The sequence below is a fragment of the Rahnella selenatireducens genome, from assembly GCF_046449555.1.
Lineage (GTDB): Bacteria > Pseudomonadota > Gammaproteobacteria > Enterobacterales > Enterobacteriaceae > Rahnella > Rahnella selenatireducens.
In genome coordinates this window covers 255,970-277,421 of sequence record NZ_JBKEZJ010000008.1, presented here as the reverse complement: position 1 = coordinate 277,421, position 21,452 = coordinate 255,970, and the positions used below count along the sequence as shown (strand labels likewise).

Genomic DNA, 21,452 nt, shown 5'->3' with positions numbered 1-21,452 from the left:
GACCTATATCAGGACTGGTCATCCTTTCGACCGCATGAAGCCGCGAAAATTATTGCTGATTTTCTTCCGGTGCTTCTTCCACGTCGTTTTCATCCGCAGAAAGTGCCAGCGGCCAGCCGCCGAGGCGTTTCCAGCGATTCACCAGCTCACAGAACAGTTCTGCCGTGCGTTCAGTATCGTAAAGTGCAGAGTGTGCCTGACTGCTGTCAAACACAATACCGGCGCTGATACAGGCCTTCGCCAGCACGGTTTGCCCGAGCACCAGCCCGCTTAACGCGGCAGTATCAAAGGTGGCAAACGGATGGAAAGGATTGCGTTTTAGCCCGGCGCGTTCGGCCGCGGCCATCAGGAAACTGTGGTCGAAGTTGGCGTTATGCGCCACGATAATCGCCCGGTTGCAGTTCTGCTCTTTCATCCCTTTGCGGATAACTTTGAAAATCTCATGCAGCGCTTCGTATTCGCTAACTGCACCGCGCAAAGGGTTGGTCGGATCGATACCGTTGAAAGCCAAAGCTTCCGGCACCAGCACCGAGCCTTCGAAAGGCTCAACGTGAAAATGCACGGTCTCGTCGCTTTGCAGCCAGCCGTCCTCATCCATTTTCAGCGTGATGGCGGCAATTTCCAGCAGCGCATCAGTTTTGGCATTAAATCCGGCGGTTTCCACATCAATCACCACGGGATAAAAACCACGAAAACGACCTTTCAGGGCGTTAATGTCACTATTCTCGGCCATTAGCTTCTTAATCTTCATCGAATTCAGCGCGCATTATGACAAATTTTGTCACCCGTTGCAGGGGCACGGAGAAATTGGCAATAAAAAAGGGCGCAGATGCGCCCCTGTCAGTGGTTAAGGCCTTTATTGCAAAGGACTAATTTCCCAGACCCTGACCAGCATGTTTGGATTCGATCAGCTCAATTTTGTAGCCGTCAGGATCTTCCACGAACGCGATGATGGTCGAACCGCCTTTAACCGGGCCTGCTTCACGCGTCACTTTACCGCCCGCATTGCGGATATCTTCGCAGGTTTGTGCCACGTTATCCACGCCCAGCGCAATGTGACCATAGGCGGTACCGATGTCGTAGCTGTCAACGCCCCAGTTGTAGGTCAGCTCGATCACGGCGCCTTCACTTTCTTCGGTGTAACCCACGAAAGCCAGTGAATATTTGTACTCTGTATTTTCGCTGGTACGCAGCAGGCGCATGCCTAAAACGTCAGTATAAAAGCTGATTGAACGCGGCAGATCGCCGACGCGAAGCATGGTATGGAGTAAACGCATAATTTCCTCTTTATTTGCAGGATGATGATTATTATTTCAAGCCTAACTGATAGTGACCGTTTTGTCCGTAAAACGGCAATCAGTTGCTGAATGACTGACCAAAAAAAGCGGCAACCGGAGGGCATCGGCTGCCGCAAAGAAGGCGTAAAAATTTATTATTGATTACAGCGTTGGATAATCGGTATAGCCCTGAGCACCGCCGCCGTAGAAGGTTTCAGGTTTTGGTTCATTGAGTGGCGCATGTGATTTCAGGCGCTCGACAAGATCCGGATTGGCGATGTAGCTGCGGCCAAACGCCACGGCATCGATATAACCTTTTTCAATCAGCTCTTCGCCTTTCTCCGCGGTATACGCACCGGCACCGACAATCACGCCCTGATAATGCGCGCGGATCACTTCGCGGAATTCAGTGGTGTAAGGTTTGCCGCCCGCCCAGTCGGGTTCTGAAATGTGCAGATAAGCTAATTTACGTTTGTTCAGTTCATCCAGCAGATAGATTGCTGCTTCTTCCTGATCCTGACCGTTGTCCAGGCCGTTGAACGGACCCATCGGGGAAATACGGATACCGACGCGATCAGCACCGATCGCGTCAATGGCGGCGTCTACCACCTCGAGTGTCAGACGTGTGCGGTTTTCAATGCTGCCGCCGTATTGGTCTTCGCGCAGGTTTGAGGCCGGAGACATGAACTGGTGCAACAGATAACCGTGCGCCGCGTGCAGCTCGATGTAATCGAAACCGGCTTCTGCCGAACAGGCTGCGGCGTGACGGAAATCATTCACGATGTCTGGGATTTCACTCAGCTCCAGCGCGCGCGGTGTCGGGCAATCGACGCGAATGGCGTGGCCTTGTTCATCACGCAGGCTCGTACGCGTATTAGGATTGACCGCTGAGGGCGCTACCGGAGTCTGGTTGTCCGGCTGAACGCTGTTGTGCGAAATGCGGCCGGTGTGCCAAAGCTGTACGGCGATGTGGCCGTTTTTCTGGTGCACGCCGGCAACAATTTTTTTCCAGGCCGCAACCTGTTCCGGCGTATGCAGGCCGGGTGCGCCCGCGTAGCCTTTTGCCTGGAAGGAAACTTGTGTCGCTTCGGTGATGATAAGGCCGGAGCTGTGACGCTGCGCGTAATATTCACCCATCAGCGGCGTCGGGATATCACCCGGTTCAATACTGCGCAGACGGGTCAGTGGCGCCATAAACACGCGGTTTGGCAGAGTGTTTTTACCAACAACAAGAGGGGTGAAAAGCTTAGTCATTTTGAGTAACTCCGAAATTATGGGATTGATCGGTATGACATTATGGAGCGTACTCCCCGCATACGACCGTTTATTTATGGCTCTTTCTATCGTATCCGGGGCGCTTGTGACTACGCGCACGGTGCCTTTTCGAAAAAACTTACCCTGCGTAGTATCACTGTGTGGGCGAGAAATGAAGAAAAAAGAGCCGGCGGGTGCCGGCTGAGGTGAGGGCAAACATCTGTTTTCTTATTGATGTCGGGGAAACAGTAGGGCTGTTTTCAGACAGAATAAACAGCCACGCGTAAGGTAGCAGCGCCGTGTTGCAGATATTTGAAGATTGCGACATCGGGCGATAAATCATCTTGCGGGATGGCGAGAAAACGTCTTGAATAAAAGTTCACCGTTATTTGCGGAGGGCGCGTGGCCCAGCAGCTTGAGTTTTTCGACATCCCCAGTCCATGCCGTGGAATTTGTCAGGCCGATGAACGTGGCTATTGCCGTGGTTGCCTGCGCAGCCGCGAAGAACGTTTTGGCTGGATGAAAATGACCGATACGGAAAAACGCCATGTGCTGCGCTTATGTCAGCAACGTTTAGCGCGCCAGCAACGTGCCGGAAAACAGCCGGACGAACCGCTGCCGGAACAACCCGAACTGTTCTGAATACGTCACGCAGATTGTCAGGGTCGTGATGGCGGTCTGCTTCTTTGCAATTCTTCCGCTTCGCATCAATACAGCGTCACAGACGTTGTGTATTCTGTCGCTTGAAAATACGAAAAACTTAAGGGAATCATAATGGAAGCACGCACTCCGATTTCTACGCAAGGTCCGGTTTTCTCGAAACTGATTTGCGGATATTGGCGTCTGATGGAATGGAATATGACGCCGCAGCAGATTCTGGCGTTTATGGAGCAGCATATCGAGCTGGGTATCACGACCGCCGATCATGCGGATATTTATGGTGATTATCAGTGTGAGTCGGCGTTTGGCGCGGCTCTGCGTCTGAAACCGTCGCTGCGCGAAAAAATGCAGCTGGTGAGCAAATGCGGTATCGCCACCAAAGCAAACCCCGATAACAAGATTGGTCACTACATTACCGATCATAAATACATCGTTGAACGCGCTGAGAAATCACTGAGCAATCTGCACACAGATTCGCTGGATTTACTGCTGATCCACCGTCCTGATCCACTCATGGACGCCGATGAAGTGGCAGAAGCATTCACGCAGCTGCATAAAAGTGGCAAAGTGAAACACTTCGGTGTATCGAACTTCACGCCTGCACAGTTCACTCTTTTGCAGTCGCGTCTGCCGTTTTCTCTGGTCACCAATCAGGTGGAAATCTCTCCGGTTCATCAACCTGTCATTCTCGATGGAACTTTAGATCTTTGTCAGCAGTTGCGTATTAAACCGATGGCATGGTCCTGTCTGGGCGGAGGCCGCTTGTTCTGTGAGGCAGAATTCCAGCCGCTGCGTGATGAACTTCAGACCGTGGCGAACGAAATCGGCGCGGATACCATTGAGCAGGTAGTTTATGCGTGGGTGATGCGTCTGCCATCGCAACCACTGCCCATTATTGGATCGGGTAAAATTGAACGTGTCGCGTCTGCATTGAAATCATTATCCCTTGAGATGACGCGCCAGCAATGGTTCCGCATCCGTAAAGCGGCGCTGGGTTACGACGTTCCGTAACCCGTTTTGAGTCTTAACGGTCAGGTGGATTTTATGGCAGTAAGCGCAGGATCCGCCGGACCGTCATCCGTTGAAATTGCCTGTTGTAGCTGTGACAGTGAGCAATATAAACGCCAGATGACTCCCGCCAGATCGCGCGCCGCCGGTTCAGGATGATGCGCCAGCGATTCACTCATACGCAGTAATTCAGCCAGCGTACCATCCAGATTTGCATGGCTGATGCCACGTTCCGTCATCACGCCTTTCAGACAATGAATACAGACATCACGTACTGCAGAAAGCGGGTCGGATCGCGTTTCCCATTCGCGTAGCTGCCAGACGATGTGACTGCAATTGAGCAGCACCACGCCCCAACGCAGCAGCCAGGTGCGTGAGAGCTGATCTTTACTTTGATTGAGCTGATTCATCCGGTGGTAAATCAGGGATTCAAACTGGAAATGGCTCAGAGTGGGTTTACGGCTGAGCTGGTCCATAAAGTCCCGGCGCAGCGCGCGAATAATGCGGCGGCTTTTACGTTTATCCGAACTTGGGCGTAAAACCTGGAACGCGATCCCCGCCAGCATGACGCCCGCAATTTTGGCGACGCCGTCATTCATAAACGATCCGTAATCGAAGTCCGGCGGGTTTGTAACGGCGAGAAACGAGCCCATAAACACAATCATCTGGCCCCACAATCCGGCGTACCTTTTGTATTGCAGCTTCATCATCTGCATGGTCACCAGCATTGGCAGGAAAAACGCGCAGAACACCCAGAAATTATCGATTTGTACCATCAGGCCGAATTTCAGTAAAAAACAGCCTATGAATAACAGACCGAGCGATTTAATTAACAGCGTGATGCTGCCGATGGGCGATGCGGTGGAGGAATAAAGCACACAACTGACGGCAGTCAACGCCACAGCACCGGCACCGGAATCCCATTGCGTCGTCATCCAGAACGAACATCCGATAACAATACACAGGAACGTCCGCAGGCCGTTATAAGCGGCTTCAACGGTGTCAGTATGCTGAGCGAGATGGCTGATTTTTGGCGGTTGTAGCGTTTCTGCCTCCGCGGCATTGGCATTTTCAACGCGGCGCAGCCAGCGTTCACTGCGCAGATACAGCCAGCAAAAATCACGCAGCCGCTTCCAGAATGCCTGATGGCGAAAATCTGCGGTGTCATGAGGCTTAATGCACTGAAGTATTTTCGACAATTTATATTTATCGGTGTCTGGTTTGCGGAGTTCATCGAGTAAAACGGTTAATACGTCGGCCAGATTTTCCGGCGGATGGGGCCAGTTCAGCAGCATCCGGCGCAGGCTGGAAATGTAGCTGGTCATACGCAGTTGCTGATGGAGCAAATAATTGAGTAGGTTATTCTGACGGCGAAGGCGGTAATGGCTCCAGACAGCCTGAATGCGCAGCAGATTCATGGTCAGAATTTGCCCGATCAATCCTTCATGCGAAGTACGGATCTGCTCATTGATTTCTGACCGCCACAGCAACTGCGCGTGCTCCAGCAACTGTGTGTGCATTTTTCGCAGGGAAGTGAGCAGGGCGTCGCCGTCAGAAGTGCTCGGCAGAACCATCATCATGAAACCGCCGCACAAAATACCGGTGATCACTTCCCCGACGCGTGCCTGAGCGATATCAAAAATCTGCGTTGTGTCGGTCACGTCTACGGTCGAAAACGCGATAATCGCCGCGGTATAACCGGCCAGTGCGAAGGCGTACGAAACGTTATTTTGATAGTGGTTGGAAATATACGTACAGACGCCCAGCCAGGCGGCGATAGAAAACGTAAACAGCCACGGCTCATTCAGACAGTGCCCGGCGATAAAGACGGCGCCGACCGCACCCAACAGGCTGCCAATAATACGCCCGATGCTTTTACTGATAACGCCACCCACGGTGGGGAAACTCACTACCGCCGCGGATGTCAGCGCCCAGTAAGGCTCATCCATCTGGAATTCAAAGGCGATATACAGCGCCAGAATCATGGCGATGGAATTGCGCAATGCGTATCGCCATTGCCCTACGGTCGCTTTGCCCCACGGCGTATTTTTCCACTCGAGCCAGGAAAGGTTCACGGCAGGGCCTTAATTACGGATGGAAATGGTGCAGGTCGTACCCGCCACCAGAACGACATGTTCCGGAACATTTTCCAGCTTAATCCGCACCGGAACGCGCTGTGCAAGGCGAACCCACGGTACGTTAGGTTTCACGTTCATCAGTAAATCCGACGGCGTATCCAGGCTCTGATCATAAATGGCTCGACCAATACTTTCGACGCGCCCCTGAAGCGGAATATTCCCGTTGAATAAAGTGATATCAGCCTGGCTGCCTTCACGAATACTTTTTAGTTTCGTCTCTTCGAAATAGCCGAGTACGTAAAACGAATGAATATCTACCAGCCCCACCAGCGGAGTTCCCGTGGTAGCGTAATTCCCTTTGCGGGTTTGCAGATTGGTTATATAACCGTCAGTCGGTGCGACAATATTGGTTTTACTCAGATTCCATTTTGCCTGTTCCAGAGACGCCTGAGCAGCCTGATATGCAGCCTGCATGGCTTTGGCGCTGATATTTGATTCATCCAGCGATTCGGCAGAAATAACGTTAGTGCCCAGACCGCGACGGCGCGTTGCCTCATGTTCCGCTTTGGCTAAATCGGCTGCGGCTTTTGCCAGCGCCGCCTGCGCATTATCGACAGCGATTCTGAAAGGCACCGGATCCAGGCTGAACAGAGGATCGCCGCTTTTTACGAACTGATTATCATGGACATTGATGTCGATAATCCGTCCGGAAACCTCAGGCGTAATGTCGACAATTTCAGCGCGAACTTTACCGTCACGCGTCCACGGTGATTGCATATAGTAATTCCACATCCACCAGCCCGCACATATAGCGACCGCAAAAACCAGCACCGTAGAGAAATATTTGAGTGTTTTAAATTTCATTTCAGAGGTTCACCATAAGCATCAATGCGGCACAAATAGAAATCACAAAAAGCGATAAATCCATGAGGGTGGGATGCCAGACTTCACCGGAATAAATCCAGTCACGTAGAACCCGATGTATCAGCAGCCAGAATACCAACCCCAGTAAGAATGCTTTGAACATCGGGGGGAAATAAAGTGAGGCACCCAGGACCAGATCCGGGAGAGGGAAGCCTGAGTGAAACATTTGCGCATTCACAATATTAATCTCTGCCAGTGATTGTGTTATAAACAAGTTTACCTTTGGGAGCAGACGACCTGCTTCCGGACGCAATAGTACCTATCATTATATATAGAATTGTAATTTCTCGATTAAAGTTCCAAGAACTAAGCTAAACTCTGGGGAGTTATCTTAGCATGCTAATTATAAGGAGGGGATAATTGGAATCGAATCTGGGGTCAGATCTAGCACGATTAGTTCGTGCCTGGCGTGCGTTGATTGACGATCGGCTAAAGCCATTGGAACTCACGCAAACACATTGGGTAACACTGCACAATATCAATATGTTACCTCCCGAACAGTCTCAAATTCAGCTCGCAAAAGCCATTGGGATTGAACAACCTTCTCTGGTTCGCACGCTGGATCAGCTCGAAGAAAAGAAACTGATCACCCGTCAGACTTGCGCCAGCGATCGCCGTGCTAAACGCATTAAACTGACAGAAGAAGCGGAAGCTATCATCAGCGAGATGGAGTCGGTGATTGATTCCACGCGCAAAGAAATTTTGTCCGGGATGTCATCTGCAGAAATTGAACAACTGGGTGGAATGCTTTCCCGGCTGGAAAAAAATATCGCTTCCCTGCAAAGCAAATCATAAGAATTGGTCGTCTTTTTTAGGTCACACAGCGTAGTATTTGTTCTGCCAAAAGCAGGGCGCATAAAAAACCGAAGCCATTGGCTTCGGTTTTTTTGTTTTGCGGCGAAAGCTATCAGGCGCCAGGAGAGACTGTAATGGTGCTGCCACTGCTCGCCATGCTTACACGCTGACCGACGCTGAATTTGGTCGGGCCTGCTTTCTGAACCACCTGAATTGTGGTGCCATCATCACGACGAATTTGCAGCTCTACACCGTTTGAACGGTTAAGAGAACTTTGCACGCCCTGACCTGCCACGCCACCAGCAACAGCACCTGCGGCGGTTGCCAGGCTACGGCCAGTACCGCCACCGACCGTATTACCCAGGAAACCACCCAGTACCGCACCGCCCAGAGCACCGACGATGTTAGAATCATCTCCGCCCTGAATCTGAACAGCACGCGCAGAAACGATGGTTCCGTAAGTAACTTGTTGAATTTGCTTAGCCTGAGACGCGGAGTAAACATCGCCAGACAGAGAGTTATCGTTAACGCAGCCAGCAAGGGTTGCACCGGCAAGGGCGACGACGAGTAAACGCTTAATCATAAAGAGCTCCTTTTTTATGCTGCTGCACATCTTTCAGAGTAGCGGCAGCAACAGAGAAAAAACAGTACACAGTTCAACATCAGTGTCGAGGGTGTCATACGAAATATTGACTTCACTTTTTCCAGTATACAGGAGAGGGACTCAACTAATAATAAACGCAGGTTTAAGTTTTAGACAGCCATCTGTTAAATCAAAATTCCTGCGCTTTAGGTTGTTATTGGCGATTATTGCAGCACACCTATTTTCAAAAATAAAAAACCGTAACAAGAAAAACACGAAGTCATCACACGGCGTAATAAAAAATTCAGTAACTCATGGCGCTGCTCTCTCAATACCGATTACTCTGTGGCTATTACCTTGTCGGACGTTTTTCCTGAGGAGTTGGGATGTTATCTATGAAGTCAGGTCGCTATATCGGGGTGATGTCCGGCACCAGTCTCGATGGTGTTGATGTTGTGCTTGCCGCCATTGATGAACGCATGGTGGCACAGCAGGCAAGCTATTCGCATCCTATTCCCCTGGCATTAAAAAATGCCATCCTGGGCATGTGTCAGGGGCAGCAGGTCACGCTTGAACAGGTTGGCGAGCTTGATACACAGCTGGGGATTTTATTCGGTGAAGCGGTTTTGGGCTTACTGAAAAGTGCCAACATCCCGGCGGACGAGGTCACGGCGATTGGCTGCCACGGACAGACCGTCTGGCATCAGCCAAAAGGCAAAACCACTTTTTCGATGCAGCTTGGCGACAACAACCGTATTGCGGCCATGACCGGTATTACTACCGTGGGCGATTTCCGTCGCCGTGATATGGCATGGGGCGGGCAGGGTGCGCCGCTGGTTCCGGCATTCCATCAGGCATTACTGTCTGACGCGGCAGAACGCAGAATGATCCTGAACATTGGCGGGATTGCCAATCTCTCTATGCTTTTGCCAGGGCAACCGGTGCGCGGATATGACACCGGGCCGGGTAATATGCTGATGGATGCCTGGGTCTGGCGCCATAAAGCACTGCCGTATGATAAAGATGCGGAATGGGCCGGGCAGGGGCGGGTCAGTTTACGGCTGCTCCAGCAAATGCTCGCGGATCCGTATTTTGCCGAACCAGCGCCGAAAAGTACCGGACGCGAATATTTCAATATGGCGTGGCTGGAAAAACAGCTTGCGCGTTTAAAGGAAGTTGCCGCCGCCGATGTGCAGGCGACGCTGGCAGAACTGACAGCGGTAAGCATCGCCGAACAGGTTCAGTTGGCGGGCGGTTGCGATCGTCTGATGGTGTGCGGCGGTGGCGCACGTAATCCGCTGCTGATGGCGCGACTCTCGGCGATGTTGCCGGGCACAGAGGTTTGTACCACCGATGCCTGCGGTATCAGCGGTGATGACATGGAAGCGCTGGCGTTTGCATGGCTGGCCTTCAGAACGTTATCCGGTCAGCCGGGGAATCTGCCGTCAGTGACCGGGGCCAGTCGCGAAACTGTGCTTGGCGCAATTTACCCGGTGGTTTCAAGCCGCTCCTGATGCGTTCTCGGTTTTATCTCAATGTGCTGCGCCTTCTGGCGTGGTACATAACGGAGGTAAACCAGAACCTACAGGGAGCACCACATGAAAAAGGCGATTATCGCTTCGTTAGCCGGATTAACGCTGGCAGGATGCAGCCAGTTCAGTCATCAGGCTGAAAGCCCGACGGAAGAACTACATTATCAGTGCGGCACATTGCCACTGACCGTCACGCTGGATAAACCGTCACAGCAGGTGGGCATGGTGCTTGATGGCGAGCAGCTGAAACTCAAACAGGTCGAAGCCGCCTCAGGAACCCGTTACAGCGATGGCCGCTATACCTTCTGGTCAAAAGGCAATCAGGCCTTCGTCCAGCGCGGGGATAACGTCATTATCGACGATTGCGTTCAGAAATAGCTTCGCCTTCCGCTTTCCAAAACCCCGCGTCAGGAACATTGAGATCCTGACGCGGGGGGTGCAAAATGCGTTTTACCTTCATCTGAAACGCACCTGAATCCATATGTCTGATAACAAAGAATTTGATATTGCGGACTCGCGCCGTGAATACACGCGTGGCGGGCTGCGCCGTGCTGATTTAACTCCCGAACCACTTCCTTTGTTTGAGCACTGGCTGAAACAGGCTTGTGATGCCCGTCTGGCAGACCCGACGGCGATGGTTGTGGCCACCGTTGACGAACGCGGGCAACCGTTTCAGCGTATCGTTCTGTTAAAGCACTATGACGAAAAAGGACTGGTGTTCTACACCAATCTCGGCAGCCGCAAAGCGCAGCAACTGGCGAACAATTCCCGCATCAGTCTGCTGTTCCCGTGGCATATGCTGGACAGACAAGTCATCGTCCTTGGTCAGGCAGAACGCCTGTCATCGCTGGAAGTCATGAAATACTTCACCAGCCGCCCGAAAGACAGCCAGATCGGCGCCTGGGTTTCGCAGCAGTCGAGCCGTATTTCGGCGCGTGGTGTGCTGGAAAGCAAGTTCCTCGAACTCAAACAAAAATTCAGCAACGGCGAAGTGCCGCTTCCCAGCTTCTGGGGTGGTTTCCGCGTGAAAGTGGATTCGATGGAATTCTGGCAGGGCGGCGAACATCGTCTGCACGACCGGTTTATCTATCAACGCGATGAAGCAGAAACAGAAACTGGCTGGAAAATAGACCGCCTCGCCCCTTAACCACGAAAAAAAACGCGATTCCCTAGCGCTCGGACGACGAGCGCTTTATTCTATGTCGTTCCCCGTAAAGGTGAGAGAAAAGGCACATGCGCGGCATGATGTCAGACATGAATCTGCACACATTCAGTACATAATTTTCAGTACATACAAACGGAGTCTTTGATGGCGAGCAGCAACCTGATTAAACAATTGCAAGAGCGGGGCCTCGTTGCCCAGGTAACGGATGAAGAAGCGTTAGCTGAGCAACTGGCGCAAGGGCCAATTGCACTCTATTGCGGTTTCGATCCTACCGCAGACAGCTTGCATTTGGGTCATCTGGTGCCATTGCTGTGCCTGAAACGCTTCCAGCTGAATGGCCACAAGCCTGTGGCGCTGGTCGGTGGTGCGACCGGCCTTATCGGCGATCCGAGCTTTAAAGCCACTGAACGTAAACTGAATACCAACGAAACGGTCAACGAGTGGGTTGAGAAAATCCGCCAGCAGGTTTCTCCTTTCCTGGATTTCAACTGTGGCGAAAACAGCGCCATTACCGCGAATAACTACGACTGGTTTGGCGGCATGAACGTGCTGACTTTCCTGCGTGATATCGGTAAACACTTCTCCGTTAATCAGATGATCAACAAAGAAGCGGTCAAACAGCGACTGAATCGTGATGACAGCGGCATCTCCTTCACCGAATTCTCATACAACCTGTTGCAGGGTTACGATTTCTCGGAGCTGTATAACCGCCATCAGGTAGTCTTGCAGATTGGTGGTTCCGACCAGTGGGGCAACATTACGTCCGGTATCGATTTAACCCGCCGTATGCACCAGAAACAGGTCTTCGGCCTGACCGTTCCGCTTATCACCAAAGCTGACGGTACCAAATTCGGTAAAACTGAAGGCGGCGCAGTCTGGCTGGATCCGAAGAAAACCAGCCCGTACAAATTCTACCAATTCTGGATCAACACAGCGGACGCCGACGTTTACCGCTTCCTGAAATTCTTCACCTTCATGAGCATCGAAGACATCAATGCGCTGGAAGAAGAAGATAAAAACAGCGGTAAAGCACCGCGTGCGCAATACGTTCTGGCCGAAGAGGTGACCAGCATGGTTCATGGCGCAGAAGGTCTGGCTGCCGCGAAACGTATTACGCAAAGCCTGTTCTCCGGTTCGCTGAGCGAAATGACCGAAGTCGATTTCGGCCAGCTGGCGCAGGACGGTCTGGAGCTGTTCGAAGTCCCGCGCGATACCGACCTGCAACAGGCGCTGGTGATCGCCGGTATGGCGCCGTCTAAAGGTCAGGCGCGAACTATGATTTCGTCAAACGCCGTGTCCGTTAACGGTGAAAAACAGACTGACACCGAGTACAGCTTTACTGACGGTGATCGTCTGTTTGGCCGCTACACCTTGCTGCGTCGCGGTAAAAAGAACTACACCCTGCTGCTCTGGGCATAAGTTTTACGACCGGCACGACGGGGAGCAAAATGCTCCCCGTTTTGACCTGTGATCTCAGCTATTCCGCCATCCACCGATGACGCTGCTATCGGAAATTCCTCATGAAAAGCATTCTTTCTATCCAGTCTCATACTGTTTTTGGACACGCCGGCAACAGCGCGGCTGAGTTCCCGATGCGTCGTATGGGCGCAAACGTTTGGCCGCTGAATACTGTTCAGTTTTCCAACCACACCCAGTACGGACACTGGACAGGCTGCGTGATGCCGGCCAGCCATCTGACCGAAATTGCGCAGGGTATTGCGGAAATCGATCGCCTGAAAGACTGCGACGCCGTGCTGAGCGGTTATATCGGCTCACCGGAGCAAGGGCAAAGCATTCTGGAGATTGTCCGGAAGGTGAAAGCGGCGAATCCCAATGCCTGGTATTTTTGCGATCCGGTCATGGGGCACCCTGAGAAAGGCTGCATCGTGGCGCCGGGCGTGGCGGAATTTCACTGCAATCAGGCGCTGGTGAACTGCGATATCGTTGCGCCAAACCTGCTGGAGCTTGAATTGCTGAGCGGACATGCGGTGGCAAGCGTTGAAGAAGCCGTTGCCACGGCGCGTGAGCTTATCGCGAAAGGCCCGAAAATCGTGTTGGTGAAACATCTGAGCCGTGCGGGATATCACAGCGATCGTTTTGAAATGCTGATGGTGACGGCGGATGAAGCCTGGCATATCGACCGCCCGTTGGTCGATTTCGGCGTGCGTCAGCCCGTTGGCGTGGGCGACCTGACCAGCGGATTATTGCTGGTGAATCTGCTCAAAGGCGAGGCGCTGGATAAAGCGCTCGAGCATGTAACCGCCGCCGTTTATGAAGTGATGCTGACCACTCATGCGATGGGCGAGTACGAGCTGCAAATCGTTGCAGCGCAGGACAAAATGGTTAAACCGGAACATCATTTCCCTGCGGTAAAACTGTAATTCCTGCAAGAATCGCCACGCACAAAAAATTGCGTAACGTTTCAATAAAAATGCCCCGGACTGATTATTCAGCCGGGGCATTTTTTTAACTCAGGAAATGCTTATTTCAGGCCTTCAGCCTTCATGGCTGCGTCAACAGCCGGACGTGCAGCAACACGCTCCAGATACGCGTTCAGCTCGGTCAGTGCCGTGAAATCAAACTTCAGCGCTTTTGCCCAGCCCATCACGGTGAACAGATACGCATCAGCTACGCTGAAACGTGTGCCCAGCAGGAATGCGTGACCTTTCAGGGATTCATTCACGTACGCAAATTTCTTGCTCAACGCTTCGCGGGTCAGTGCTTTAAATTCGTCAGGCGTTTTCGGATTGAACAGCGGAGAGAAACCTTTGTGGAGTTCGGTCGCAATGTAGTTCAGCCATTCCAGCGCGTGATAACGGGCCAGCGTACCTTGTTCCGGCATCAGCTGGCGGTCGGGTTTCTGGTCAGCCAGATACTGAACAATCGCAACGCCTTCGGTCAGAATACTGCCGTCACTGAGCAGCAGCGTCGGGATTTGCCCTTTCGGGTTCACTGCCAGGAAGTCATCACCGGTTTCTGTCTTCTTGGTCGCCAGATCGACTTTCTCAATACTGAAATCCAGACCCGCTTCACGCAGGACGATATGTGGAGAAAGGGAACAGGCACCGGGTTTGTAATACAGTTTCATAAACACTCCATTGGATGAGCTACCAGTCTGCTTCCGCGAAACATTTCGGCTTCGGGAAACAGCTGCACGGCGATATAAGGTCTGCTTCTATCCTAGAACCGGCGGGAGTAAAAGTCAGTGATTTAATTGTGACGGGGCGTTCAATTGTTCACTTTATAATGCAGGGGATGACGGATGTTTTGCCCGTCATCCGGTGAAATCAGCGGGAACGCTGGTTCAGGAAATCGCGTACAGCCGTTTCGACATTTTCCGGGGCAGGCAGCATTGGTGAACGCAGCTCATTCTCCATCAGCCCGTCGAGTGAAAGGGCGTATTTAATCGCCGCCGGATTCGGGGCGGAGAACATCAGGCGGATCATCGGCAGAAGGCCAAAGAATGTTTTTCTGGCGGCAATAAGATCCCCCTCTCTGAACTGCTTAATCAGCGCCACAAACTCTTCCGGGAAGATATGCGATGAGGCCGCAATCGCGCCTGCGCCACCGAGACTCAGCGTCGAGAAAATCTGCACATCTTCACCACACAGAACGTCCAGTTCACCGTCTGCAATCAGTGAAAGCGTCAGATCGATGCTGCCGCCGCAATCTTTCACCGCGGTAATCTGCGGGTGTTTAGCCAGCTGGCGGAGTGTGTCCAGTTCCATGTGTACACCGGTGCGATAAGGGATGTTGTACACCACAACCGGAACCGTTGAGTGGTTGGCAATCTCGGTAAACCAGGTGACCAGTGCGGCCTGAGAGGGGCGAATATAGTAAGGTGCGGGGATAAGCAGACCGGCGACAGGGCGCGCTGAAATGGCGTCCTGCATGGCGCGAATCGCTGGCATATGCGTGCCGGAAAGCCCCATAATCACTTGCTGACCGGGTACGATTTCCAGTACGGCGTCCAGCACCTGAAGTTGTTCTTCTTTGGTGAGCATCGGCGCTTCGCCGGTAGTACCACAGACGACAACGCCGTCCACACCCCGTTTGAGGAGCCGGGTGCACAAAGACTTGAGTGCAGTAAAGTCGATCTCACCCTGATGGAAAGGCGTGACCAGTGGGACCCAGATACCTGAAAACGATGACATGTTGTAATTCCTTAAACGGCGTGTTTTATCAGCCTCGGATCATGTCAGTAAAACAGGGACGAGCGCCAATTGAATGAATTAATAAGGTGTTTTGAGTTATCTATGGTGCTTATGGTTGCGGGTTTTATGTACCGGCCAACATATCCATTTCATTACTCAACAAACTGTTTAACACCTCGACCGTTACGGGGCGCGAAAAAAGATAGCCCTGGAGATGCGAGCAACCTGCTGAAACCAGGAAAGATTTTTGCAGTTGATTTTCTACGCCTTCCGCAATCACGTTGAGATGCATTTTATTGCCGAGCTGAGAAACCGCTGTGACGATGGCGGCGGTATCGTTCACTTCTGTGACGTACTGCACAAACGAACGGTCGATTTTCACGCTGTCCACCGAGATATCTTTCAGTAAACTCAGGCTGGAATAGCCGGTGCCGAAATCATCCAGAGAGATTTTAACGCCCAGTTTGCGGAGTTTTGCCAGCTGACTGAGGCTGTTGGCATTGGCGTTCATGACTGACGTTTCGGTCAGTTCCAGCTCAAGCCGCGAAGGCGGGAAATCCTCTACTTCCAGCACGGCCAGAAAACGCGGCCCGAAATCCGGCTCACCGAGCTGCACGGCAGAAACGTTAATCGCCAGATTGAGCTGCTCAAAGTTTTTGATATCCCGGCAAGCCTGTCGCAGGACGATTTCACCCAACTGAATCACCAGCCCGGTTTCTTCTGCAAGCGCAATAAACTGCACCGGTGAAACCTGCCCGAGCACGCTGTGGTTCCAACGGGCGAGGGCTTCAACGCATACCACTTTTTCGTCGCAGCTGCGCAAAATAGGCTGATAAACGCAGGACAAATCCCCGTCTTTTGCCAGCGATTCGGCCAGCGCTTTCACCATAATGCGTTTACTCACGCTGCTGGCATCAAGCAGTTCAGAATAGAACGAGAACATATTTTTGCCGCGCTGTTTGGCTTCCAGCAAGGCGGTATTGCCCCGGCGCATGATTTCGCCAGCGGTAATATTCTCGGCACCGAACATCACGATACCGAAAGAAATGGTAATCATCGGATTCGCGCGCGTCAGCGTAAACGGCTGGCGCATCATCACCAGAATTTCGAGCGCCAGATTGTTGGCGATTTCACTGGTCGGACTGTTACGCAAAATGATGGAGAATTCGTCGCCGCCAATGCGGGAAACCGTACCATTATTGCCGAGTTCGTTACGCAAACGCTGGCCAAACTCGCATAAAATGGCGTCGCCAGCCTGGTAGCCATAGGTATCGTTGATGTAGTTAAAGTCGTTCAGATTCAGCAGGAAAAGGGCATACGGCTCCGGCCGGTACATGCGCTGCGCTGCGATCTGGCTCAGCTCTTCACTTAATGCGGTCCGGTTCGGCAGGCCTGTCAAGACATCGTGCCGCGCGAGGTAACGGATTTGGGCTTCTGAACTGCGCAGCAGAGAAATATCCATGATAGACGTCAGAATAAAATAGCGCGTCTCCAGCGTCACCCGAGACTTACGAACCAGAACGTTTCGGCGTTTACCTGAAGGATCCACCAGCGTTTCTTCATTCACCGTTTTTTCGCCGGTGGCCAGGACTTCATCATCACGCTCACGCTGACGGGCGGCCTGTTCTGGATCAGTAAAAAACGAGACATCCTGGCCAATCAGTTCTTCACGCGTGCGGCCATAGAACTCGCTGGCTTTTTGATTCAGAAATACAAGTTTGCGTTCGTCGTCTTTAAGTACCGTCGCTTCGGGAAGAGCATCAAGAACTGCCTGGCATATCGCAATATCAGTAAGCATGAGTTAACTACCCCGAGCAGGAAATGAGTGTGTCCTGACGCCATTTTTAGCCAGTAAACTCATCAGGTTGTTTTTGCAATTATTACTCACAATTGGATGAGATTATTACCGTTGTTATTAAATTTGAAAATTCAATTGGTTATCATGCCCTAAGTAATGTATTCGATATAATGTTCGGGTGAATAACGATCAAATCAGTTCGATCCGGTTCTTACCCGCAGATTTAGTCCAATACAAAGCATGATCTGCCTGGATCAATAAGTGGGAAATCGTGTCCTGATTAGATTTTTCAGAAGAAGGGTACAGGCAGCGTTTAGAAACGGTGTCAGCATAATCATCCGGGAAAGACTTTGATAAACAATGGAAGTCATAAATTATATGAGTTGTTATTTGCGGGTATGCCAAATGTTATTTTGGCTGATGATTGCGCCCGAACAAAACACGTTCGCGAAAATTAGGAATTTCTTTATGAAACGAATGAAGGAAGGGCAGAGATAGCCGAAAAAAATGGCTCAGAGGCGATTTTTTGTACCGAATTTTTCATCCCACTCACGGCGATAGCTGCGGGATTGTTTTCTGCCTTTCAGCCATAAATAGGTACAGACCACGCAAACACCCGCCGAGAAGACGATATTACGCATATCCTGATCGTAGAAAATGACCAGTACACAATCAAGAGCCGCCACGATAGCGAACCATTTATGCATATGCGCATGCCGGCGGGTTTCCGCATTCAGGCGTTTTAGCTGACGTCCTTCATCCAGGACTTTTCTTTTATCCATTGCGATTTCCTGGTGGGTTGCGTGAAAAATGGGGTGGGTATCTTTTAAACAATAGCAAATCACAAAAGTGAAAGGCTTCAATGCGATATTAACCGATTCAAAATTTATTATCGCGGACTAAACGCGTTATCAATTCATCGAATAAGCCGCTTATTGACTGATTTCACGGCATTTTAGACAATCTGAGCAAGCGTTGAAAATGGCCATTTTCGGTGGAGAAGTATGATCAATTGTTGTTAAGCATTGATTTCTCAGTATGACGTAGATTATCGTTTAAGAATAATCTTAATTTCCGGTGAGATAATGAGCGATTCATCTTCAAGAAAGATCGTTGACGGCGCCAACATTTATCAGGACTTCGAAACCCGCTTTTACGAATGGGAAGACGGCATGTCCAGCGCCGGTTTTAAACTGGAATTGCCCGACCGTCACCGGGAAGAATTTGACTGGGGCGTCACGGGCTATAATTTTGGCCGCGTTATCGGCGGCGTGCTGACGGTCAGTGAACACGATATTAGCCGGCAATATGGCAACCTGTTTTCGATGCCTGATCATATTGTGATTTTTATCATGATCGTCGGCGGAATGGCCTGCCAGTGTTATGGGGAGGATTTCGTGCTCAGTCAGGGCGATATCCTGATCCAGGACATGTCGCAGCCGATTAAAATTCATGTTTATCCCGGTGACCGCAAGCCGCGTCTGGGCTCCTATCAATACATTATTATGCCCAAGCACAGCCTGAATTTTAATGTTGATATCGCCTCGCTGCATGGCAAACGTATTCCGGCAGCCTCGCCCGTGAACATCATTTTACGCAACCATTTTGCCACGATGGTGCAGGTCTTTGACCAGATGACCGAGCAGGAAGTTCTCAGTACCGGCGAAGGTGCTGCCTCGGTGTTTTTACAAACACTCCATCTCGTGGCGGGCAAAAAAGTCGAGCATCCGTTCGAGCAAAGTGCGCGCCTGGAAAGGATTTGTCTGTACGTTGAGAAACATCTTAGTAATCCGATCAGCATCGACATTCTTTGCAAAAACTTCGCGATCTCGCGTTCCGGATTGTACCGGTTGTTTGAGCCTATGGGAGGGATTGCGCAATTTATCCGCAGCCGTCGACTTTTGCTGGCAAAACGGTTATTGCGGACGTCTTCGATGTCCGACCAAAGCCTGGCGGCCATTGCCCGTCATTGCGGGCTTGAGCTGAGCGCGCTGCGCCGATATTTCCATGAGTTTTATGGCACCACGCCTTCGGAAATGCGGGAGAAATACCGCCGGGATGCAGAACGATCCGGCCAGGCTGATGCCACGCATGTGAATTGGGTCAGCTCGCTTTAATGATTGATTTGTCAAAGCTTGTACCATTTTTGTTAAATTTATGCGCGTTTCGTGATCTGTCACTATTCTGAATTTTGCCTTTGCAGGGCGGAATCAGGGCCGTTTTTGCGGTTAAACACAGTAGACTCGGTGGAATATTCACCAGTAATCATTGAGAGTGCACTATGTTAGTCCCTCAACAGGCAGTTGATGAACAAGCTCGTCTTGCCATACTGGCTTCTCTGGGCATAGTAGATTCCCCCAGAATTGAGGAAATCGATCGAATAACCCGGATGGCTGCCCGTCAGTTTCAGGCAAAGGCGGTCGTTGTTTCACTGATTGACGCTGACCGGCAGTGGTTTTTGTCCCATACCGGCGTTGATATCAACCAGTCTCCCCGCGATACCTCGTTCTGCGGTCACACGATCCTTCAGCCAGACCCGTTAATTGTTATGGATGCCCGGCTCGATTTGCGGTTTCACGATAATCCGCTGGTTTCCGGCGAACCTCATGTTGTTTTCTACGCAGGCTGCCCGCTGTACTCCAAAGAGGGCGTTGCGCTCGGCGCGCTGTGCCTGATTGATGACCGCACACGTGGGTGGAGCGAAGAGGATCAGCAGACGCTGCTGGACATGACCGCGCTGGTGCAAAGCTATATTTTCCACCTGGAAAACCGTCAGTACACCGCGCGGGTCGAAGACAACCTCGCCAAAAGCGAAGCCTTATTTGAACAGACATTCGCCCACGCGGCAGTCGGTTTCTCTCTGGTCGGGCTCGACTGGCGCTGGTTACGTATCAATCCGCAGGTTTGCAACATGCTCGGTTACGCCGAATACCAGCTGCGCACCTGCTTACTCCAAGATGTGACCCATCCGGACGATCTCTACGCTGAGAACATTCTCGTACCACGCCTGCTGTCGGGTGAAATAAACAGTTTCAGCGTTGAAAAACTGTTGCAGCGCGCAGACGGCGGTACGCTTTGGGTGACGCTGACGGCGTCTCTGGTGCGTAATGCGACCGGTGACGCCCATCACTATATTGTGGTCATCAGCGATATCACTGAGCGTAAACATATCGAACAGGCGCTTTATTCCTTACAGGAAGATCTGGAACGTCGCGTTGCAGCGCGCACGCACGAGCTTCAGATGGCGATGGACCAGCTCCATCAGGAAATAGCGCAGCGTCTGACCCGTGAACGCGAGCTGACCGAAAGCAAAAATCGTCTCAGGGCCATCACCGACAACATTCCTGCCCTGATTTGCCATGTTGATGCTAATGAACAATATACGTTTGTGAATCACTTCCACGCGAACTGGTACGGCGTGGAAGAAAATAAAGTGAACGGGCAGCAGGTCAGGGATGTGGTGGGGTACGAGAGTTACGAAAAAATTCAGCCCTATATCCGGCAGGTTTTGCAGGGCATGACGGTCAGCTACGAAATTGAATTATCCGATGATTCGCGTTACGGCAAGGGCGGCGTTCTGCACACCACACTGATCCCCTGTGACGATGTGCGTAACGGATACTACGGTCTTTCTACTGATATCAGCGAAATCAAAGAACTTCAGGCGCAGCTTGAGTTCGAGGCCAATCACGATTCACTGACCGGATTACCTAACCGGCGTGCGTTCCAGCAGTCACTGATTTATGCCGCAAAACAACAAGAAAAAGCAGATAAAGACATCGCATTGCTCTTTTTAGATATTGATAATTTTAAAGCTTACAACGACACCTACGGGCACGAATTTGGCGATTTGATCCTGAAGTTTTTCGGTCATACCTTACGCGATAATCTGCGTTCACAGGATATTGTGGCGCGGCTGGCAGGAGATGAATTCACGATTTTACTCGGACATCTGGTGAACACCGAAAATGATGTCAGCCGCATTTGTATCAGCCTGATGAACGCCCTGCACTCCATCGAACGCGTGGCCGGCGTGCCGGTGGCGTTGTCGGCGAGTATCGGTGTGGCGATCGGGCGCGCGCGTCAGCCTTTGTTACCGGACACGCTGATGGCCAGAGCCGATGCGGCCATGTATCGGGCGAAGCAGAGCGGGAAGGGGCGCTATTATCTTGGATGAGGTAGTGAAAAATTTTTAGAGAGAACAATTAAAAATGAACTCATCTG

At 51.5% G+C, this 21,452-nt stretch carries 20 protein-coding genes and 1 pseudogene; 10 read left to right on the top strand and 11 right to left on the bottom strand.

The genetic code is table 11. The features are described from left to right. Positions 1 to 49: 49 nt before the first annotated feature. The 3 genes and pseudogenes from rnt to nemA form a co-directional block, all read right to left on the bottom strand. Positions 50 to 767 (bottom strand): annotated as a pseudogene (rnt, locus tag ACLBVC_RS15525) (ribonuclease T). Positions 768 to 869: 102 nt separating this feature from the next. Then, the gene (gloA, locus tag ACLBVC_RS15520; RefSeq protein ID WP_152325728.1) at positions 870 to 1,277 is read right to left on the bottom strand and encodes a lactoylglutathione lyase; all 408 of its coding nucleotides are present in this window, start codon (positions 1,275 to 1,277) and stop codon (positions 870 to 872) included. Between the two features lie 162 nt (positions 1,278 to 1,439). After that, positions 1,440 to 2,531, bottom strand: coding sequence for an alkene reductase (gene nemA / locus ACLBVC_RS15515; RefSeq protein WP_410150363.1), 1,092 nt, complete (start codon positions 2,529 to 2,531; stop codon positions 1,440 to 1,442). Between the two features lie 402 nt (positions 2,532 to 2,933). Between nemA and ACLBVC_RS15510 the strand changes: the two genes are divergently transcribed. After that, on the top strand, positions 2,934 to 3,173 hold the full coding sequence (locus ACLBVC_RS15510; RefSeq protein WP_410150362.1) for a DUF1289 domain-containing protein: 240 nt from the start codon (positions 2,934 to 2,936) through the stop codon (positions 3,171 to 3,173). Positions 3,174 to 3,305: 132 nt separating this feature from the next. Further along, positions 3,306 to 4,202 carry an aldo/keto reductase gene (locus ACLBVC_RS15505; protein WP_410150361.1) on the top strand — a complete coding sequence of 299 codons (897 nt, stop codon included), beginning with the start codon at positions 3,306 to 3,308 and terminating at the stop codon, positions 4,200 to 4,202. A 20-nt stretch (positions 4,203 to 4,222) separates the two neighbouring features. Here ACLBVC_RS15505 and ACLBVC_RS15500 read toward each other — a convergent pair whose 3' ends face one another. Genes ACLBVC_RS15500 through ACLBVC_RS15490 form a run of 3 tightly spaced genes read right to left on the bottom strand, consistent with a single transcriptional unit; the run spans position 4,223 to position 7,367 of the window. Continuing rightward, positions 4,223 to 6,274 carry an FUSC family protein gene (locus ACLBVC_RS15500; RefSeq protein ID WP_410150360.1) on the bottom strand — a complete coding sequence of 684 codons (2,052 nt, stop codon included), beginning with the start codon at positions 6,272 to 6,274 and terminating at the stop codon, positions 4,223 to 4,225. A gap of 9 nt (positions 6,275 to 6,283) precedes the next feature. Next, the gene (locus ACLBVC_RS15495) at positions 6,284 to 7,141 is read right to left on the bottom strand and encodes an efflux RND transporter periplasmic adaptor subunit (RefSeq protein WP_195814466.1); all 858 of its coding nucleotides are present in this window, start codon (positions 7,139 to 7,141) and stop codon (positions 6,284 to 6,286) included. 1 nt (position 7,142) lies between these two features. Beyond that, a complete protein-coding gene (locus tag ACLBVC_RS15490; RefSeq protein WP_095925101.1) occupies positions 7,143 to 7,367 on the bottom strand; it encodes a DUF1656 domain-containing protein in 225 nt (74 codons plus the stop codon). A gap of 194 nt (positions 7,368 to 7,561) precedes the next feature. Between ACLBVC_RS15490 and slyA the strand changes: the two genes are divergently transcribed. Beyond that, positions 7,562 to 7,996 (top strand): transcriptional regulator SlyA, encoded by a 435-nt coding sequence (gene slyA, locus ACLBVC_RS15485; RefSeq protein ID WP_410150359.1) that lies wholly within the window; start codon positions 7,562 to 7,564, stop codon positions 7,994 to 7,996. A 112-nt stretch (positions 7,997 to 8,108) separates the two neighbouring features. Here slyA and ACLBVC_RS15480 read toward each other — a convergent pair whose 3' ends face one another. Then, positions 8,109 to 8,579, bottom strand: coding sequence for an outer membrane lipoprotein (locus ACLBVC_RS15480; protein ID WP_410150358.1), 471 nt, complete (start codon positions 8,577 to 8,579; stop codon positions 8,109 to 8,111). Between the two features lie 395 nt (positions 8,580 to 8,974). Between ACLBVC_RS15480 and anmK the strand changes: the two genes are divergently transcribed. The 5 genes from anmK (at position 8,975) to pdxY (ending at position 13,657) form a co-directional block, all read left to right on the top strand. Continuing rightward, the gene (anmK, locus tag ACLBVC_RS15475) at positions 8,975 to 10,093 is read left to right on the top strand and encodes an anhydro-N-acetylmuramic acid kinase (RefSeq protein WP_410150375.1); all 1,119 of its coding nucleotides are present in this window, start codon (positions 8,975 to 8,977) and stop codon (positions 10,091 to 10,093) included. Between the two features lie 84 nt (positions 10,094 to 10,177). Beyond that, positions 10,178 to 10,489 (top strand): MliC family protein, encoded by a 312-nt coding sequence (locus ACLBVC_RS15470; RefSeq protein WP_410150357.1) that lies wholly within the window; start codon positions 10,178 to 10,180, stop codon positions 10,487 to 10,489. Positions 10,490 to 10,592: 103 nt separating this feature from the next. After that, positions 10,593 to 11,258 carry a pyridoxamine 5'-phosphate oxidase gene (pdxH, locus tag ACLBVC_RS15465; protein WP_410150356.1) on the top strand — a complete coding sequence of 222 codons (666 nt, stop codon included), beginning with the start codon at positions 10,593 to 10,595 and terminating at the stop codon, positions 11,256 to 11,258. 162 nt (positions 11,259 to 11,420) lie between these two features. Further along, a complete protein-coding gene (tyrS, locus tag ACLBVC_RS15460; protein ID WP_195814468.1) occupies positions 11,421 to 12,695 on the top strand; it encodes a tyrosine--tRNA ligase in 1,275 nt (424 codons plus the stop codon). 101 nt (positions 12,696 to 12,796) lie between these two features. Next, positions 12,797 to 13,657: a pyridoxal kinase PdxY gene (pdxY, locus tag ACLBVC_RS15455; protein ID WP_410150355.1), complete on the top strand. Its 861-nt coding sequence runs from the start codon at positions 12,797 to 12,799 to the stop codon at positions 13,655 to 13,657. A gap of 101 nt (positions 13,658 to 13,758) precedes the next feature. Here the strand turns inward: pdxY and gstA are convergent, their stop codons facing one another. The 4 genes from gstA to ACLBVC_RS15435 form a co-directional block, all read right to left on the bottom strand. Beyond that, entirely contained in the window at positions 13,759 to 14,364 is a 606-nt protein-coding gene (gstA, locus tag ACLBVC_RS15450) for a glutathione transferase GstA (protein ID WP_195822951.1), read from the bottom strand. A gap of 199 nt (positions 14,365 to 14,563) precedes the next feature. Beyond that, on the bottom strand, positions 14,564 to 15,430 hold the full coding sequence (dapA, locus tag ACLBVC_RS15445; RefSeq protein WP_410150354.1) for a 4-hydroxy-tetrahydrodipicolinate synthase: 867 nt from the start codon (positions 15,428 to 15,430) through the stop codon (positions 14,564 to 14,566). A gap of 124 nt (positions 15,431 to 15,554) precedes the next feature. Then, the gene (locus ACLBVC_RS15440) at positions 15,555 to 17,228 is read right to left on the bottom strand and encodes a putative bifunctional diguanylate cyclase/phosphodiesterase (RefSeq protein ID WP_410150353.1); all 1,674 of its coding nucleotides are present in this window, start codon (positions 17,226 to 17,228) and stop codon (positions 15,555 to 15,557) included. A gap of 512 nt (positions 17,229 to 17,740) precedes the next feature. Then, entirely contained in the window at positions 17,741 to 18,010 is a 270-nt protein-coding gene (locus ACLBVC_RS15435) for a hypothetical protein (protein WP_410150352.1), read from the bottom strand. Between the two features lie 303 nt (positions 18,011 to 18,313). On the opposite strand from ACLBVC_RS15435, the gene ACLBVC_RS15430 reads away from it, so the two are divergent. Continuing rightward, positions 18,314 to 19,345, top strand: coding sequence for a helix-turn-helix domain-containing protein (locus ACLBVC_RS15430; RefSeq protein WP_410150351.1), 1,032 nt, complete (start codon positions 18,314 to 18,316; stop codon positions 19,343 to 19,345). A 164-nt stretch (positions 19,346 to 19,509) separates the two neighbouring features. Further along, on the top strand, positions 19,510 to 21,405 hold the full coding sequence (locus tag ACLBVC_RS15425) for a diguanylate cyclase domain-containing protein (protein WP_410150350.1): 1,896 nt from the start codon (positions 19,510 to 19,512) through the stop codon (positions 21,403 to 21,405). Positions 21,406 to 21,452: the final 47 nt, after the last annotated feature.